This window comes from Gordonia sp. UCD-TK1, assembly GCF_001691435.1.
GTDB lineage: Bacteria > Actinomycetota > Actinomycetes > Mycobacteriales > Mycobacteriaceae > Gordonia > Gordonia hongkongensis.
This window is the reverse complement of the sequence record NZ_LZMP01000024.1, coordinates 1-14,567: the sequence shown is the minus strand read 5'-3', so window position 1 is coordinate 14,567 and position 14,567 is coordinate 1. Positions and strand designations below refer to the sequence as shown.

14 protein-coding genes are annotated in these 14,567 nt (G+C 68.3%); 11 read left to right on the top strand and 3 right to left on the bottom strand.

The genetic code is table 11. From position 1 onward, the window contains the following. Positions 1-8 precede the first annotated feature (8 nt). The 3 genes from A9310_RS13980 to A9310_RS13970 all read left to right on the top strand — a co-directional run bounded on the left by A9310_RS13980 (position 9) and on the right by A9310_RS13970 (position 5,398). Positions 9-1,283, top strand: a complete 1,275-nt coding sequence (locus A9310_RS13980) for an aminotransferase class I/II-fold pyridoxal phosphate-dependent enzyme (RefSeq protein WP_065631152.1) — start codon at positions 9-11, stop codon at positions 1,281-1,283. 88 nt (positions 1,284-1,371) lie between these two features. Continuing rightward, the gene (locus tag A9310_RS13975; RefSeq protein WP_065631151.1) at positions 1,372-2,880 is read left to right on the top strand and encodes a glycosyltransferase 87 family protein; all 1,509 of its coding nucleotides are present in this window, start codon (positions 1,372-1,374) and stop codon (positions 2,878-2,880) included. A 43-nt stretch (positions 2,881-2,923) separates the two neighbouring features. Further along, on the top strand, positions 2,924-5,398 hold the full coding sequence (locus A9310_RS13970; protein ID WP_065631150.1) for a DNA polymerase III subunit gamma and tau: 2,475 nt from the start codon (positions 2,924-2,926) through the stop codon (positions 5,396-5,398). A 108-nt stretch (positions 5,399-5,506) separates the two neighbouring features. On the opposite strand, the gene A9310_RS13965 is transcribed toward A9310_RS13970, so the two are convergent. Both A9310_RS13965 and A9310_RS13960 read right to left on the bottom strand, forming a co-directional pair. Further along, positions 5,507-6,829 (bottom strand): class I SAM-dependent methyltransferase, encoded by a 1,323-nt coding sequence (locus A9310_RS13965; RefSeq protein ID WP_065631149.1) that lies wholly within the window; start codon positions 6,827-6,829, stop codon positions 5,507-5,509. After that, positions 6,826-8,208, bottom strand: a complete 1,383-nt coding sequence (locus A9310_RS13960; protein ID WP_065631357.1) for an FAD-binding oxidoreductase — start codon at positions 8,206-8,208, stop codon at positions 6,826-6,828. The genes A9310_RS13965 and A9310_RS13960 overlap by 4 nt, the downstream gene beginning before the upstream one ends. 82 nt (positions 8,209-8,290) lie before the next feature. Here A9310_RS13960 and A9310_RS13955 point away from each other — a divergent pair, with 82 nt between their 5' ends. The 8 genes from A9310_RS13955 to A9310_RS13920 all read left to right on the top strand — a co-directional run bounded on the left by A9310_RS13955 (position 8,291) and on the right by A9310_RS13920 (position 14,217). Then, the gene (locus tag A9310_RS13955; protein ID WP_065631148.1) at positions 8,291-8,728 is read left to right on the top strand and encodes an SRPBCC family protein; all 438 of its coding nucleotides are present in this window, start codon (positions 8,291-8,293) and stop codon (positions 8,726-8,728) included. A gap of 118 nt (positions 8,729-8,846) precedes the next feature. Continuing rightward, on the top strand, positions 8,847-9,752 hold the full coding sequence (locus A9310_RS13950) for a pseudouridine synthase (protein WP_249356301.1): 906 nt from the start codon (positions 8,847-8,849) through the stop codon (positions 9,750-9,752). Positions 9,753-9,774: 22 nt separating this feature from the next. Further along, positions 9,775-10,104, top strand: a complete 330-nt coding sequence (locus A9310_RS13945) for a hypothetical protein (protein WP_065631147.1) — start codon at positions 9,775-9,777, stop codon at positions 10,102-10,104. A gap of 22 nt (positions 10,105-10,126) precedes the next feature. Further along, a complete protein-coding gene (locus tag A9310_RS13940; RefSeq protein ID WP_033204544.1) occupies positions 10,127-10,498 on the top strand; it encodes a YbaB/EbfC family nucleoid-associated protein in 372 nt (123 codons plus the stop codon). A 67-nt stretch (positions 10,499-10,565) separates the two neighbouring features. After that, the gene (gene recR, locus A9310_RS13935; RefSeq protein ID WP_058251045.1) at positions 10,566-11,177 is read left to right on the top strand and encodes a recombination mediator RecR; all 612 of its coding nucleotides are present in this window, start codon (positions 10,566-10,568) and stop codon (positions 11,175-11,177) included. 44 nt (positions 11,178-11,221) lie between these two features. Continuing rightward, positions 11,222-12,853 (top strand): alpha/beta fold hydrolase, encoded by a 1,632-nt coding sequence (locus A9310_RS13930; RefSeq protein WP_065631146.1) that lies wholly within the window; start codon positions 11,222-11,224, stop codon positions 12,851-12,853. After that, the gene (locus tag A9310_RS13925) at positions 12,850-13,410 is read left to right on the top strand and encodes a uridine kinase (protein WP_065631145.1); all 561 of its coding nucleotides are present in this window, start codon (positions 12,850-12,852) and stop codon (positions 13,408-13,410) included. Before A9310_RS13930 ends, A9310_RS13925 begins: the two co-directional genes overlap by 4 nt. Positions 13,411-13,479: 69 nt before the next feature. Then, complete coding sequence (locus A9310_RS13920; RefSeq protein ID WP_065631144.1) at positions 13,480-14,217, top strand: uracil-DNA glycosylase; 738 nt, start codon at positions 13,480-13,482, stop codon at positions 14,215-14,217. A 24-nt stretch (positions 14,218-14,241) separates the two neighbouring features. On the opposite strand, the gene A9310_RS13915 is transcribed toward A9310_RS13920, so the two are convergent. Next, positions 14,242-14,567 (bottom strand): transposase (locus A9310_RS13915; RefSeq protein WP_175401138.1); only part of this gene is annotated, 326 nt, incomplete at its 5' end.

Here is a 14,567-nt window from a genome sequence, read left to right as displayed (position 1 = left end):
GGCCAACGTTGAACTTTCACTCGATGAGTGCCGACCAACTCCGGAACACCCAGACGGAACTGACCAAGCAATACGAGGCGCTGCGCGCGCTGGGTCTCAAGCTCGACCTCACCCGCGGCAAGCCGGCCCCCGAGCAGCTCGATCTCTCGAACGGTCTCCTGTCGCTGCCCGGTGACGAGTATCGAGACGGCGCGGGCACCGACACCCGCAACTACGGCGGACTCAACGGACTGCCCGAGTTGCGCGGCATCTTCGGGGAACTCCTCGCCGTCGACCCCGACAACCTCATCGCGCTCGGCAACTCGAGCCTCGAGATCATGCACGACCTCACGGTCTTCGGGCTGTTGCACGGCACCGCCGACTCCGACGACCCGTGGGGACGTCAGACGATCAAGTTCCTGTGCCCGTCGCCCGGTTATGACCGCCACTTCGCGATCACCGAGAGCTTCGGCATCGAGATGATCCCGGTGCCGATGCTGCCCGACGGCCCCGACGTGAGGGTGTGCGCCGAACTCGTCGCCGCCGACCCGAGCATCAAGGGCATGTGGGCGGTGCCCACCTACTCGAACCCAACCGGCGTAACCTTCTCCGAGGAGGTCACCCGCGGGCTGCTCGAGATGTCCGCGGCGCCGGACTTCCGGATCTACTGGGACAACGCCTACGTCGTCCACACGCTGGTGGAGACCCCGCCGACGCCGCTGCCGATCCTGGAGATGGCGGCGCAGGCCGGGCACCCGAACCGCGTGTACGTCCTCGGCTCGACGTCGAAGATCACCTTCGCCGGCGCCGGCGTCTCGTTCTTCGGGTCGTCGCCGGAGAACCTGGCCTGGTTCAGCAAGTACCTGTCGCTGAAGACCATCGGACCCGACAAGGTCAATCAGCTGCGTCACCTCAAGTTCTTCGGCGACGCCGACGGTGTGCGGGCGCACATGGCCCGCCACCGGGAGATCCTCGCCCCGAAGTTCAAGCTCGTGCTCGACATCCTCAAGGACCGGCTCACGGAGTCGAAGGTGGCGTCGTGGTCGGAGCCGGAAGGCGGCTACTTCATCAGCCTCGACGTCGTCGACGGCGCGGCCCGACGCACCATCGAGCTGGCCAAAGAAGCCGGTATCGCGCTCACCGCCGCCGGATCGGCGTTCCCGTACAAGACCGATCCGCACGATCAGAACATCCGACTCGCACCGACGTTCCCGAACACCGACGACCTGCGGGCTGCGATGGACGGGGTGTCCACGTGCGTGCTGCTGGCCGCGGCGGAGACCCTGCTCGCCCGCTCCAGCTGACCCGACACGCCGATCCCGGCGTTAGATTGCTCTCATTCTCCGGCGAGTGCGCTGGCGTGCGCGCCACTTTGTGACAGGCTTTCAAATCGTGAATCTGCCCAGGCCGGTTCTTCTCGCAACCGGTTTCGCCGTCGTGGGGGTCATCGCACTGGCACTCCAGGATGTCGTCGTACCCCTGGGCGCCCAATTCTGGGGTTTGCTGCACAACCAGATCGATCTCTCGGTGTATCAGGCGGGTGCCCGGGCGGTCGCCAACGGCGTCAGTCTCTACGACGTCAAGATGATCGGCGACCTGGACTACACCTACTCGCCGTTCTCCGCCTTGCTGTTCAGTCCGCTGGCCTGGATGTCCTTCGACGTCGCCCGCATGTTGTGGTCGGCGGGCATCGTCGTGGCGCTCTATCTGGTGATCATGCTGAGCTTCCGCAGCCTCGGCCGGCCGGTGACCTGGCCGTTGCGCGTGATCGCGGCGTCGCTGGTGGCGGTGGCGATGTTGTTCGAGCCGGTTCGTACGACGATCTGGTACGGGCAGATCAATGTGTTCCTGATGCTCGTGATCGTGGCCGATCTGGCGCGTCCGGACGGTGGACGCCTCAAGGGGTTCTGGACCGGAGTCGCCGCGGGAATCAAGCTGACGCCCCTCATTTTCGCCGGTTACTTCCTCGTGCAACGGAACTGGCGCGCCCTCGCCGGGGTCGTGGGCGGCTTCGCCACCACCATGCTCATCGGGTTCGCCGCCTTGCCCGGGGACTCGTGGTCGTACTGGACGGGCAAACTGTTCGAGTCCGACCGGGTCGGTTCGGCTCAGTTGCGCGGTAACCAGTCCCTGCGCGGCATGCTGGCCAACCACCTCGACACCGACAATCCGCCGACGCTGCTCTGGCTCGCCCTGGTGCTGGCAGGGCTGGCGGTCGGCTTCGCGGTGGCGACGTACGCCCATCGCAAAGGCCAGGAACTCCTCGCCGTCAGCATCGTCGGGATGACCGCCTGCGTGGTGTCGCCGATGTCATGGGGCCACCACTGGGTGTGGTTCATCCCGATCCTGGTCATCGGAATCCACCTGGTCCTCGACACCCGGCAGCCGCGGTCGCCGCGGGTGTGGGCCGGGGTGGGCGCGGCGGCACTGGTGCTTCTCGCGTTCTCGTGGCCGACGCATGTACCGGCGCTGATCCCGGACGGTTATTACACGGGGCTGTACGTCAAGACCCGCATCACGTGGCTCAACTGGTTCACGGTCAGCCCCTATCTGTGGGCCTACCTCGGCGTGCTCGTCGCGACGGTCGTCGGCCTGCGGATGGTCGGCAGCCGCGGATACTCCACGCCGACGCCCGCCGACCCGATCATCCCGCCCGGCGTCGCGGCTGCGGTGATCGCCGAGGGCGGGCTGCCGACCGGCGATGCCGGCGGCGCCGCCAGTGAGGGCCTACGACGGCCGGACACGGGTGGCGAGGAGTCCGGACCGCGCGACTCGCGAGGCACGTCCGGGCACCCTCCGCGCCCTACGGAAGGCACCCGCGGGATGGCCGATGACCTGGTCGGAACCGATGGCGAACCCGTCACCGAGACACCCGATCAGGGGCCCGCTGCACCAGTGTGAGGCACACTCATCGACTGTCACGGGTCGCCGGTAGTCTCGACGCGTGGCTCTGTATCGCACCTATCGCCCGGCTACCTTCGCCGACGTCGTGGGGCAGGAGCACGTCACCGATCCGTTGAGCCGTGCCCTGGATTCCGGTCGCATCAATCACGCGTATCTCTTCTCCGGTCCCCGCGGTTGTGGCAAGACGTCGTCGGCGCGGATCCTGGCTCGTTCGCTGAACTGTGTGCAGGGCCCCACCTCCACGCCGTGCGGAACGTGTGTCTCCTGTGTGGCGCTCGCGCCGGGCGGCCCGGGCAACCTCGATGTCATCGAGCTCGACGCCGCGAGTCACGGCGGTGTCGACGACACCCGCGAGCTGCGCGACCGCGCCTTCTATGCGCCCGCCGAGTCGCGCTACCGCGTGTTCATCGTCGACGAGGCGCACATGGTGACGAACGCGGGATTCAACGCGCTCCTCAAGATCGTCGAGGAGCCGCCGGAGCATCTGATCTTCGTGTTCGCGACCACCGAACCCGAGAAGGTGCTGCCGACCATCCGGTCGCGCACCCACCACTACCCGTTCCGGCTGCTCGCGCCGCCGGTCATGCGCGGGCTCTTGGAGACGATCTGTCAGCGCGAGGGCGTGACCGTCGCGTCCGAGGTGTACCCGCTCGTCATCCGTGCAGGTGGCGGTTCGCCTCGTGACTCGCTGTCGATCCTCGATCAGCTGCTGGCCGGCGCCGACGACCAGGGTGTCGCCTACGAACGCGCACTGGCGCTGCTCGGCGTCACCGACGTGGCGCTGATCGACACCGCGGTCGACGCTCTTGCCGACGCCGACGGTTCGGCATTGTTCGGCACGGTGGAGAAGGTGGTCGACGCCGGGCACGACCCTCGACGGTTCGCCGTCGACCTGCTCGAACGTCTGCGCGATCTGATTCTGCTGCAGGCTGTTCCCGACGCCGCGGACCGTGGACTCGTCGAGGCGCCGGGTGACCAGCTTGCCCGCATGCGCGCCCAGATCGAGACCCTCGGGCCCGCGTCGCTGACCAGGTTCGCCGAGATCGTGCACAACGCGCTCGGGGAGATGCGCGGCACGACGTCGCCGCGACTCCTGCTCGAGGTGATGTGCGCGCGGATGCTGCTGCCCGCGGTCTCCGCCGACGACGCAGCTCTGTTGCAGCGACTCGAACGACTCGAGTCGGGAATCGGCACGACGTCGATCCCGGTACCCGCGAAACCGGCTGAGCCGGAACCGGAACCGAAGTTCGTGCGACCCTCGCAGCGCAAGGCGATGGAAGAGGCCAGGGCTGCCGAGGCGTCCGAGCGCGCGGCCGCGGAAGCCGTCGAGGCCGACGCCGCGCAACCCGACACCGGCCGGGTGCCGGAACCGGTGGTCCCGGAATCGGTGGTGTCTGAGCCGGTTGCGCCGGAGATGGTGGTGGAGACTCCTGCGCCGCAGCCCGTCGTTGCTGAAGCGGTCGCGGTAGGTGCGGCGCCCGAGGCGGTTGATCCCGACTCGGCCGACGTCGCAACGGGTTCGGGGGTCGAGGCCGAGGCCGTGCTGCCCGCGGAGGAGCCCGGCGACGACGAGTCGATGTTCGACGAACTGATCGCCGACCAACCGAGTGCCGAGGCGGCAGAGGTCGAACCGGCGCCGGCCGCTGACGCCTCATCGGACGACGAGGCGGCGGCCCTGATCGAGGTGCCCGCCCCGCCGACGCCGACTCAGCCGCCGGCACGGGCCGACCGGACCCCGTCCGCACCCGAACCGCCGTCGCGCCATCGGGACGCGTCCTCGCCCGAACCGGAACCGATTGCCGAACCGGCGTCGAACGCGCCGTACGACGACATCCCGCTGCCCGATGAGCCCGTCGACGAGGACGACGTCCCGCCACCCGACGCGATGCCGGTCCGAGCCCGTCGGCCCGAGCCCGAGCCGGTGCCCGAACCGGAGCCCGAGCCCGCGGCGACCGCCGGGCTCGACGCCGACTCGGTTCGCAAGCGGTATCAGGACATCCGAGCCGCGGTGCGGGAACGGTCGAAGAGTCTCGAGCCGATGCTGTCGGCGGCGGTCATCGCCGACGTCGACGGCACGACCGTCGTGCTCTCGCATCCGGTCGAGGTGCTGGTCGGGCGGTTGTCCGCGCCGCACGCCGTGACGATCATCCGCGAGGCGCTCACCGAGGTCTTCGGCACCGAACTCGACGTGCGTACCGTGCACCAGGCGCCGGGCGCCGCCGCACCCTCCGCCACGTCGACCACGCCGCCGTCGAAGCAAGCTGCCAAGGCGCGGCAGTCGTACTCACGTCCGAGCCGCGCGCGTGACCAGTCGGCGACGCCGGTGCCCGCCCCGGAGCCGGTCGCCGAACCGGAGGAGCCCGAGCCGCCACGTGCCGACGAGGACATCCCGCACGACGAACGCGCGGAGATGGTGGCCGATGCACGCACCGGCAGCCCCGAGCAGCGGCTCGACCCCGACCAGGTGGCGCTGGAACTGCTCAAATCGGAGCTGGGGGCACGGCCGCTCGAGTGACCGGGTGCGCTCGGGAAGCTTTGTCTGAAAACCGCCCCGCGCAACAGGTTCGACGACGATATGCCGCGTGTCCGATTTCTGAGGGCGGTTTTCAGAGGCGGGTCGGGCTCAGGCGTCCCACCACGGCCGGAGTGGCACCTGATGGCCGCCGTCCTCGTCGAGTTTGGTGGCGAGCACGTGGTGGAGCTGGATGATGTTGCGGTCGAACCCGATTCGGCAACCGGCCATGTAGAGGCCCCACAGCCGCGCGGTGCCCTCGCCGACCTCGGCCACCGCTTCGTCCCAGTGCTCGACGAGGTTGATGTTCCAGTCGCGCAGCGTCATCGCGTAGTGCTCGCGGAAGTTCTCCTCGTGGATGACCTCCATGCCGCCGATGTCCTGCAGCTTGGAGATGATCTTGCCGGAGCCGGTGAGCTCGCCGTCGGGGAAGACGTAGCGGTCGATGAACGATCCCGCCTTGCTGCGGCTCGCGTTGTCGGGGCGCGTGATGCAGTGGTTCAGCAGCATGCCGCCGGGACGGAGCTTGTCGCGCATGAACCCGAAGTAGGACGGGTAGTTGTGGACACCGATGTGCTCGGTGAGCCCGATGGACGACACCGCGTCGAAGCCGCTTTCGGTGACGTCGCGGTAGTCGCTGTGCCGGACCTCGGCGAACTCGCCGAGCCCTTCGTCGGCGATCGCCTTCTGGGCCCACTGCGCCTGCTCGGCGGACAGCGTCGCCCCGATCGCGTGTACGCCGCGTCGGGCGGCATAGCGGACCATTCCGCCCCAACCGCAACCGATGTCGAGGAGGCGGTCGCCGGGCTTGAGGCGGAGCTTCTCGAAGATGAGGCGGTACTTGTTCTCCTGCGCGGCTTCGAGCGATGCGGCGCGTTCCGGGTAGACGGCGCAGGTGTACGTCATCGACGGTCCGAGTACCCACTCGTAGAAGGTGTTCGAGACGTCGTAGTGGTAGTGGATGACCTCGGCGTCACGAGACTTGCTGTGCCGCAGTCCTTCCGCAAATCGACGCCAGCGCGGCACGGCCTCCTGCGGCGGCGGTGCGATCGGCTTGAAGTGATCGATGCCCAGCGACCGCCCGATGTGGGCGAGCGACAGGGGGGAGGGGCGGTGGAACTGCAGGTTGCTGGCCAGTGCCTTCAGCGCGGGGTAGGGATCACCGGGGTGCGCGCCGATGAGTTCGAGATCGCCTGCGATGTAGGCGCGCGCGAGTCCGAGATCGCCGGGTGCGGTCACCAGATACGTCGTACCGCGCGGGGTCTTCAGGTCGAGGCCGTACTGGGCGTCGACGGGTCCGGCGCTGCTGCCGTCGTAGGCGGTGATCCGGATCGACAGGTTTCCGCCGAGGAGTGTTTCGAAGATCTCGGCAAGGGTCATCTTGCCGGCGTGTGAGTCCACACTCGACGCCGAACTCTCCTTGAACGTGGTCATTGGCGTTTCACCGCTTTCGAGTAGAGGTCCAGCAGACGACCCCGCGGGTCGTACCGCTTCTTGAGGAGCCGATAACTCTCTCCGCCGTAGAGTTCGTCGAACTCCTCCGGCGTGTAGAAACTCTCTGAATACAGCGACTTGTGGCCGTCGAGTTCGGCGACCTTGCGTTCGATGATCTTGTTGGTGTGCCCGGGATCGCCCGGGGTGACCGGCACGGCGGACCAGAAGCCGACGTTGACGTACGTGCGTTGCGGGGCAAGGGGATACAGCGGCCAGGGGCGTACCGGGTCGGCGCCGGGAAGGGCGGGTTCCCGGAGCCGGAGCGGGCACAGCCAGATCGGTTCGATGGGAATCGCGGAGAGGAACCACTCGACGTAGTCGGCGGTCCGGTCGATGGGGACCTCGATGTCCTGCACGACCCGTTCACCCGCCGGTAGTCCCTTGCGGGCGTTCAACCGGTCGCCGATGTCGAATCGCTGGTCGAGCCCGATCAGCTTCCAGTAGAAACTGCTGCGAAGGTACCGCTTCGGCCACCAGCGCCGGATTCGCGGATTCTGTGCGCCGAAGGCGCGCGAGCACCAGAACCAGTCGGTGTCCCAGCGCCAGAGGTAGTCGTGGATCGTCAACCGGTCGGTCGTCTTCTGTTGGATGGACCGATAGAAGATGTCCATCCCGGTGTAATCGCTGACCGGTCCGTCCTCGTCGGTCTGGCGGCCGAGCGTCAGATAGGACTCGTTGGCGGAGAACACGACTCCGTCGAGGTAGTCGACGGGTTCGCCGTCGTGCGACTTCGTGGTGACGATCGTGTCCATCGCGGACTGGAGCTCGACGATGCTCGTGAACCGAAGATGGCGCAGCGCGACATACGGCTTCACCGGCTCCAGCTCGATGCGTAACCGCACCGAATAGCCGAGCGTGCCATATGAATTAGGGAAACCGAAGAAGAGGTCGGCGTGTTCGTTGGTCGGCGTCGCGGTCAGGATCTCGCCGTCGCCGGTGAGGATGTCGATCTCGAGAACAGACTCATGGGGCAGGCCGGAGCGGAAGGACGTGCTCTCGATGCCGAGTCCGGTGACCGCGCCGCCGAGGGTGATCGTCTTGAGCTGTGGGACGACCAGCGGTGCGAGGCCGTACGGCAGAGTGGCCGCGACGAGGTTCTCGTAGGTACACATCCCGGCGACGTCGGCGGTGCGAGCCTCGGGATTCACCGAGATGACCCGATCGAGTCCGGAGACGTCCAGTCCCGGATGCGGATTGGCGGCGCGCTTACGAAAGAGGTTGGATGTCTTCTTCGCAAGACGCACGGTTGCCTGGGGCGGGATGGCACGATAGCTGGCCAGAAGGTCGGCAACCCCCTGGTCGAATGCCTCTCCCCCCATCTCGAGCCCGTTGGTCACCCGGTTAGCCTAGGACTTGATCAGTTCGCCCGCCAATCGTTTCGTAACTGAGGAGTGTCCAATCGTGGGTCAGGTTTCCGCATCGCAGTCGCTCGACATCGCCGCCGCCCCGGACGCCGTGGTCGGAGCTCTCGCCGACTATGAGGTCGTGCGGCCGGCCATCCTCCCGGAGCAGTACCGCGACTACAAGGTGATCAGCGGCGGCAAGGGCGACGGCACCATCGTGCACTGGATTCTGCAGGCCACGTCGAAGCGGCAGCGCGACGTGCAGGCGACCGTCAGCGTCAACCCGGACACCGTCACCGAGCGCGACGCCAACTCGACGATGGTGACCACCTACTCCGTCGCGGCATCGGGCAGCGGTTCGCGCGTCACGACCACCACCACGTGGCAGGGAGCCGGCGGCATCGGTGGGTTCTTCGAGAAGACATTTGCGCCGAAGGGTCTCAACCGGATTCAGGCCGAGGTGCTCGGCAACCTGAAGAAGCGCCTCGAGAGCTGACGGCTCGGCATCTCCGACCGCGGCGCTCGATGACCTGCTCACCCGACAGCATGCGATGACCGGCGCGGGATCGACCGATCCCGTCCGGCGCCGCCGTGGCCGGGCAAGGCCGTCGCCCTTGCCCATCCGCGACGGCGTCGACGCCACGCGCGTGGTGTTGCGTTCAGGGCCGGAGCTGACCGTCGGTCAGGCGCTGCTGGCCGCGCCCGCGCTGGCGGGGCTGACCGCCGACGATCTGGGTCGACGCGCCGCCGCGGGCGAGATCGTCGATGCCGACGGCCGACCCGCGGATCTGGCCGCGCCGTCGAGCCGCAATGTCTCGCTGTACCTCTACCGCGACCTCGACGACGAGATCGCGGTCCCGTTCGACCTGCCGGTGATCCACCGTGACGAGAACATCGTCGTGGTGGACAAACCGCATTTCCTCGCCACGATGCCGCGGGGTCGTCACGTGACCGAGACCGCGCTGGTGCGGCTGCGTCGAGAACTGGGCTCCGACACCGTCTCACCGGCGCACCGCCTGGACCGCCTCACCGCCGGGGTGCTGCTGTTCACGCTGCGGCCCGAGGTGCGCGCGGCCTATCAGGACCTGTTCGCGTCCCGGACCGCCCGCAAGGAGTACCTCGCGCTCGCGCCGGCCGACGAGGCGCTGGCGTCGACCGTGACCGTGCGGGACCGGATCGAGAAGACCGCGGGCGACCTACGCGCCCTCGTGGTGGACGGGCCGGTCAACGCCATCAGCGACATCACGCTGACCGAGGTCGTCGGCGGCCTCGGCGTCTATCGGCTGGTGCCACACACCGGCCGCACCCATCAGCTCCGGTTGCACATGGCGTCGCTCGGGGTGCCCATCGTCGACGACCCGCTCTACCCCGACGTGCGGCCGGGACTCGCCGCTCTTCCGGATCACGGGGACTTCACCCGGCCGCTACGCCTGGTCGCCCGAGTGCTGGAGTTCACCGATCCGCTGACCGGAGTGGAGCGCCGGTTCGAGAGCCGACGGCCGGTGTCGGGGTCGGGGTAGGGCCACGATCTACCCTGGCGCCATGACCATCCGCGCGTCCTACGAACGGCATCCCGACCTGGGCTGCGAGGCCGTGGTCTTCATCGACGACGAGTCACTGGCCTGTTTCCAGATCCAGCGCGATCTGGTCGGCGGGCCGCGCGCCGACGAATACTGCGTCACCACGGGAGCCAGTGCGCCCGTCTACGGCGGGATCACGCAGTGGCGTCGCGTCGACGACCGGTTCGAGTTCGCGCTCACGGCGCGCGCGGGTCGGCTGTTCGGCGACGAGGTCCTGTCCTTCGAGGTGGCCGCCATCGAGGAGTCGACCGTCGACGACATCGCCGCGCATGTCGATCGGTTGCTGCGCTGACGCTGCGACTACCCTGGGCCGGGTGACGCAACCATTCGATCCCAGCGCGTTGTTCGGCGGCGGTCAGGGCGGGGAGAACCCGATGGCCGGACTGCTGGCCCAGGCGCAGCAGATGCAGGAGAAGCTCCTGTCGGCGCAGAACGAGATCGCGGCGGCGGAGGTGGTCGGCAGTGCGGGCAACGGGCTCGTCACCGTGACCGGCAACGGCACGGGTGAGGTGACCGCCGTGTCGATCGATCCGAAGGTCGTCGATCCCGACGACGTGGAGACCCTGCAGGACCTGTTGCTCGGTGCGTTGGCCGACCTGTCGGAGAAGCGCGAGCAGCTGGCCAGCGAGAAGATGGGCCCGCTCGCCGGTGGTCTCGGCGGCGGCCTCCCCGGATTGGGCGGCTGAGTACGCCCACCCGCGTACGACGCCGAACGACGAGTAGGAATCCCGGACACCGTGGACGCAGATCAGCATGTATGAGGGACCGATCCAGGACCTGATCGACGAGCTGGCCAAACAGCCGGGCCTCGGTCCGAAGGGCGCCCAGCGCATCGCGTTCCACCTGCTGGCCGGGGAGAAGTCCGACATCGATCGCCTCGTCGCCGCGCTGGGACGGGTCCGCGACGACGTCGTCTTCTGCGCGGAGTGCGGGAACGTCTCGGCCAATCGCCTGTGCCGGATCTGTTCCGACGCCCGCCGCGACGCCAGCAAGATCTGTGTCGTCGAGGAGCCGAAAGACGTGCACGCGATCGAACGGACCAAGGAGTTCACCGGGCGCTACCACGTACTCGGTGGTGCTCTCGACCCGTTGTCCGGGATAGGCCCGGATCAGTTGCGTATCCGTGAACTGCTGCGTCGGCTGGCCAATCAGGAAGACGGCGTCGACGTCTCCGAGGTGATTGTCGCGACCGACCCGAACACCGAGGGCGAGGCGACCGCGACCTACCTCCAGCGCATGCTGAAGGACTTCCCCGGCCTGTCGGTCACCCGGCTCGCGTCGGGGCTGCCGATGGGCGGCGACCTCGAGTTCGCCGACGAACTCACGCTGGGTCGTGCACTGTCGGGTCGTCGCATCCTGGCGTGAGGTCGGTGGCCGTCGTACCCGGCAAACCGGACGGCTAGGGTCATGTGGTGATCTCGCGTAGTGGGTGGCGTCGTCGTGTCCGGGGTGTTGCAGCAGGCCTGACGGTGGTGGTCGCGGCCGGCCTGGTGGGTGCCGTACAAGGTGTGCAGCCGCCCGAAGCATCCGCTGCGCCCTCGCTCGACTGGCAGGCATGCCCCGCGGTGCACGGCGTACCGGCGACGGTCCGGTGTGCGACGGTCGAAGTTCCGCTCGACCACTCCGAGCCGAACGGCGAGACCATCGAGATCGGCGTGAGCCGTATGCAGGCGCACGACCAATCCCGGCGTCGCGGTGTCGTGATGGGCAACCCGGGAGGCCCGGGCGGCGACGGCATCGCGATGTTCAGTCAGCTGCGCCCGCCGGCGGCCATGCTCGACGAATGGGATCTGGTGGCCGTGCAGCCGCGTGGTCTGGTGTCGGGCACGCCGCTGCGCTGCGATCCGATCACCGGCGACGAGCCGGAACTGATGACGGCGCTGGGCAAGCTGAATCGCGATCGCTGCGAGGCGCGTACGCCGGGCCTCGGGGCGACGCTCACCACCGAAAACACCGCCCGTGACATGGAGGTCGTCCGGCGGCTGCTCGGCGAACCGAAGGTCAGCCTCTACGGCATCTCGTACGGCACCCTGCTGATGTCGACGTACGCAACACTGTTCCCGCAGCGCGTCGACCGGATGGTCCTCGACTCCGGTTTCGACCCGGGCGTGGTGTGGAACAGTCTTCTCTCCGTGCAGACACCCGGCTACAAGGCGCGGGTTCACGAGATGATGGCGTGGATCGCGCGCCACGACCGGATCTACCATCTCGGCACGACGCCACTCGCCGTGTACCGGAAGTGGAGCGACCGGGTCAGTGCCGAGGCCGGTGTGCCGCCATCGCTGCTGGCACCTCCCGCGCAGGTCGGGGACGTGCCGCCGGGCCTGCGGGCGGTCGCGCAGCAGTACATCGCGGGAACCGATCTGACCGCCGACGCGCGTGCCAGGTTCGAGAACCTGGTGTTCACCCTGCTCCGGCCCGGGTCGCTCCAGCTGACGTCGCAGCTACTGGTGCTCACCCGCGCGCTCGCGCCTGATCGCAACTCCTGGCCGACAGTCGCGCTGATGACCGCGAACCCCGGCCGGAAGCTGCCCACCCCGGGCCCCGCCGCGATCGAGGCCGCCCAGGTCTCGCAGGACATGCAGGCCGCGGTCCTGTGCAACGAGAACCAGGTCCCCGCGCAGCCGTCGCTCGGCTTCCAGGCGTTCATCGCGAACTACGTGACCGGGGATCCGTTCGAGGCACCAGGTCTCGCCTACGAGTCCGGCCTCGCGTGTGCCGGAGCACCGGCGCTCGCGCGGCCGGTCGAGATCCGCAACCGCGGGCTGGCGGTGGCGCCCCTGCAGATCCAGAGCGTCGGCGACCCGCAGACCCCGTATCGCGGGTCGCTGAAGATGCGTGAACTCATGCGCAGCCACCTCATCACGGTCGGTGGTGGCGACCACGCGCAGCTCGGTCGCGCCAACAAGCCGCTCGACGACGCCATCGTCGAGTACCTCCGCACCGGCCGGACCTCGGTGCAGCGCGTCCCCGAAGCACCGATCACGGCTCCGCTCACCCGGTTGCCCTCGGCGTTCGTGTCCGGGGCGGCCGGTCGGTGACCCATCCTGATCTGGTGAGCCCGCAGACCCGTGCCCGTGTGACCGAACTGGCCGCTCGCCTCGACGCCGGGATCGTCGCGATCGACGGACCGTCCGGAGCGGGCAAGTCGACGATCGCCGATCTCCTGGTCGCGGACCTGCGCGCTCGGGGAGTCGGTGTGACTCTGGTCCGCACCGACGACTTCGCGACATGGGACGATCCCGTCGCGTGGTGGCCGGAGCTGGAAATCGATGTGCTGCACCCGTTCACGCGACGACGCGACTACCGGTACCGGCCCCGCGTGTGGCAGGACGGCGTCCCGGCCCCCGGGCCCCGCGTGTGGATCGAGTGGCAGCCGCTGCTGATCATCGAAGGGGTGTCCTCGGCGCGGCGCCGGATCGCCGACCGCCTGTCCCACGCGCTGTGGCTCGACGGCGGGACCCCGAGCGAACGGCTCGAGCGGACGGTCGCCCGCGACGGTGAGGACGCGCGAGGTCATCTTCAGGCGTGGCAGGAGTTCGAGCGCGGCTGGTTCGGCGTGGATCGCACGCGAGAACGGTGCGTCGTACTGGACTGAGCGGTCTCGGACCGACGGTCCCGTCGGCCGGCGGGGATGCCGACCGGACGCCGCGGTYAGTGTCGAGGGATGGCCACCCGACGACGCTTCCGTGATCTGGCGGAGCTCGACGCGCAGCTGATCGAGTGCCGTGCATGCCCGCGCCTCGTCGAATGGCGGGAGTTGGTCGCGCAGGAGAAGCGACGCGCGTACGCCGACGAGGAGTACTGGGGGAGGCCGGTGGCCGGTATCGGTCCGGCGGATGCGCGACTGCTGATCGTCGGCCTCGCCCCCGCGGCGCACGGTGGGAATCGGACCGGGCGCATGTTCACGGGTGACCGCAGCGGCGATGTCCTGTTCTCGGCGCTGTATCGCGCCGGCCTTGCGAGCCAGCCGCTCTCGGTCGCGATCGGCGACGGGTTGGAGCTGTTCGACACGCGGATCACCGCACCGGTCCACTGCGCACCACCGCAGAACAAGCCGACGGTCGAAGAGCGCGACACCTGTTCGTACTGGCTGCACGCCGAACTCGAGTTGCTCGCGCCGACGGTCCGTTCGGTGATGACACTCGGTGGATTCGGTTGGCAGTCAACGCTTCGTACCTTCGCTACGCTCGGCTGGACGGTCCCGAAGCCGATGCCGAAGTTCGGTCACGGTGTCTCCACCACCCTCGTCCGCGACGGTGCTGAACTCGAGGTCTTCGGCTGCTACCACGTGAGCCAGCAGAACACCTTCACCGGACGGCTCACCGTGGAGATGGTCGTCGACGTACTCACGGCGGCGGCGCGGTCGGCGGGGATCGAGAGGGGCCACCGCCCTGCTCCCTGAGGTGCGAGCGAAGCGAGCCAGGTCCTATAGCTTGTCAAGTGCTCCGAGGTCGGTGGTGAGGTCGCGGAACACTTCGCGGGCGATGTAGCGCTTGAGGCAGCGGAGGATGTCTTTCTTCGTTTTGTGTTCGGCGGAACGTCGCTCGACGTAGGCGCGGGTGGGGGCGTGGGATTTCATGCGTCCGACCGCGATCATGTGCAGAGCACTGTTGGCTTGCCGGTCCCCGCCCCGGTTGAGTCGGTGACGGCTGGTTTTGCCTGAGGATGCCGGTAACGGGGCGGCGCCGACGAGTTTGGCGAACCGTGCCTCGGTGCCCATCCGCTCGACGTTGTCACCGGCGGTGATCACCA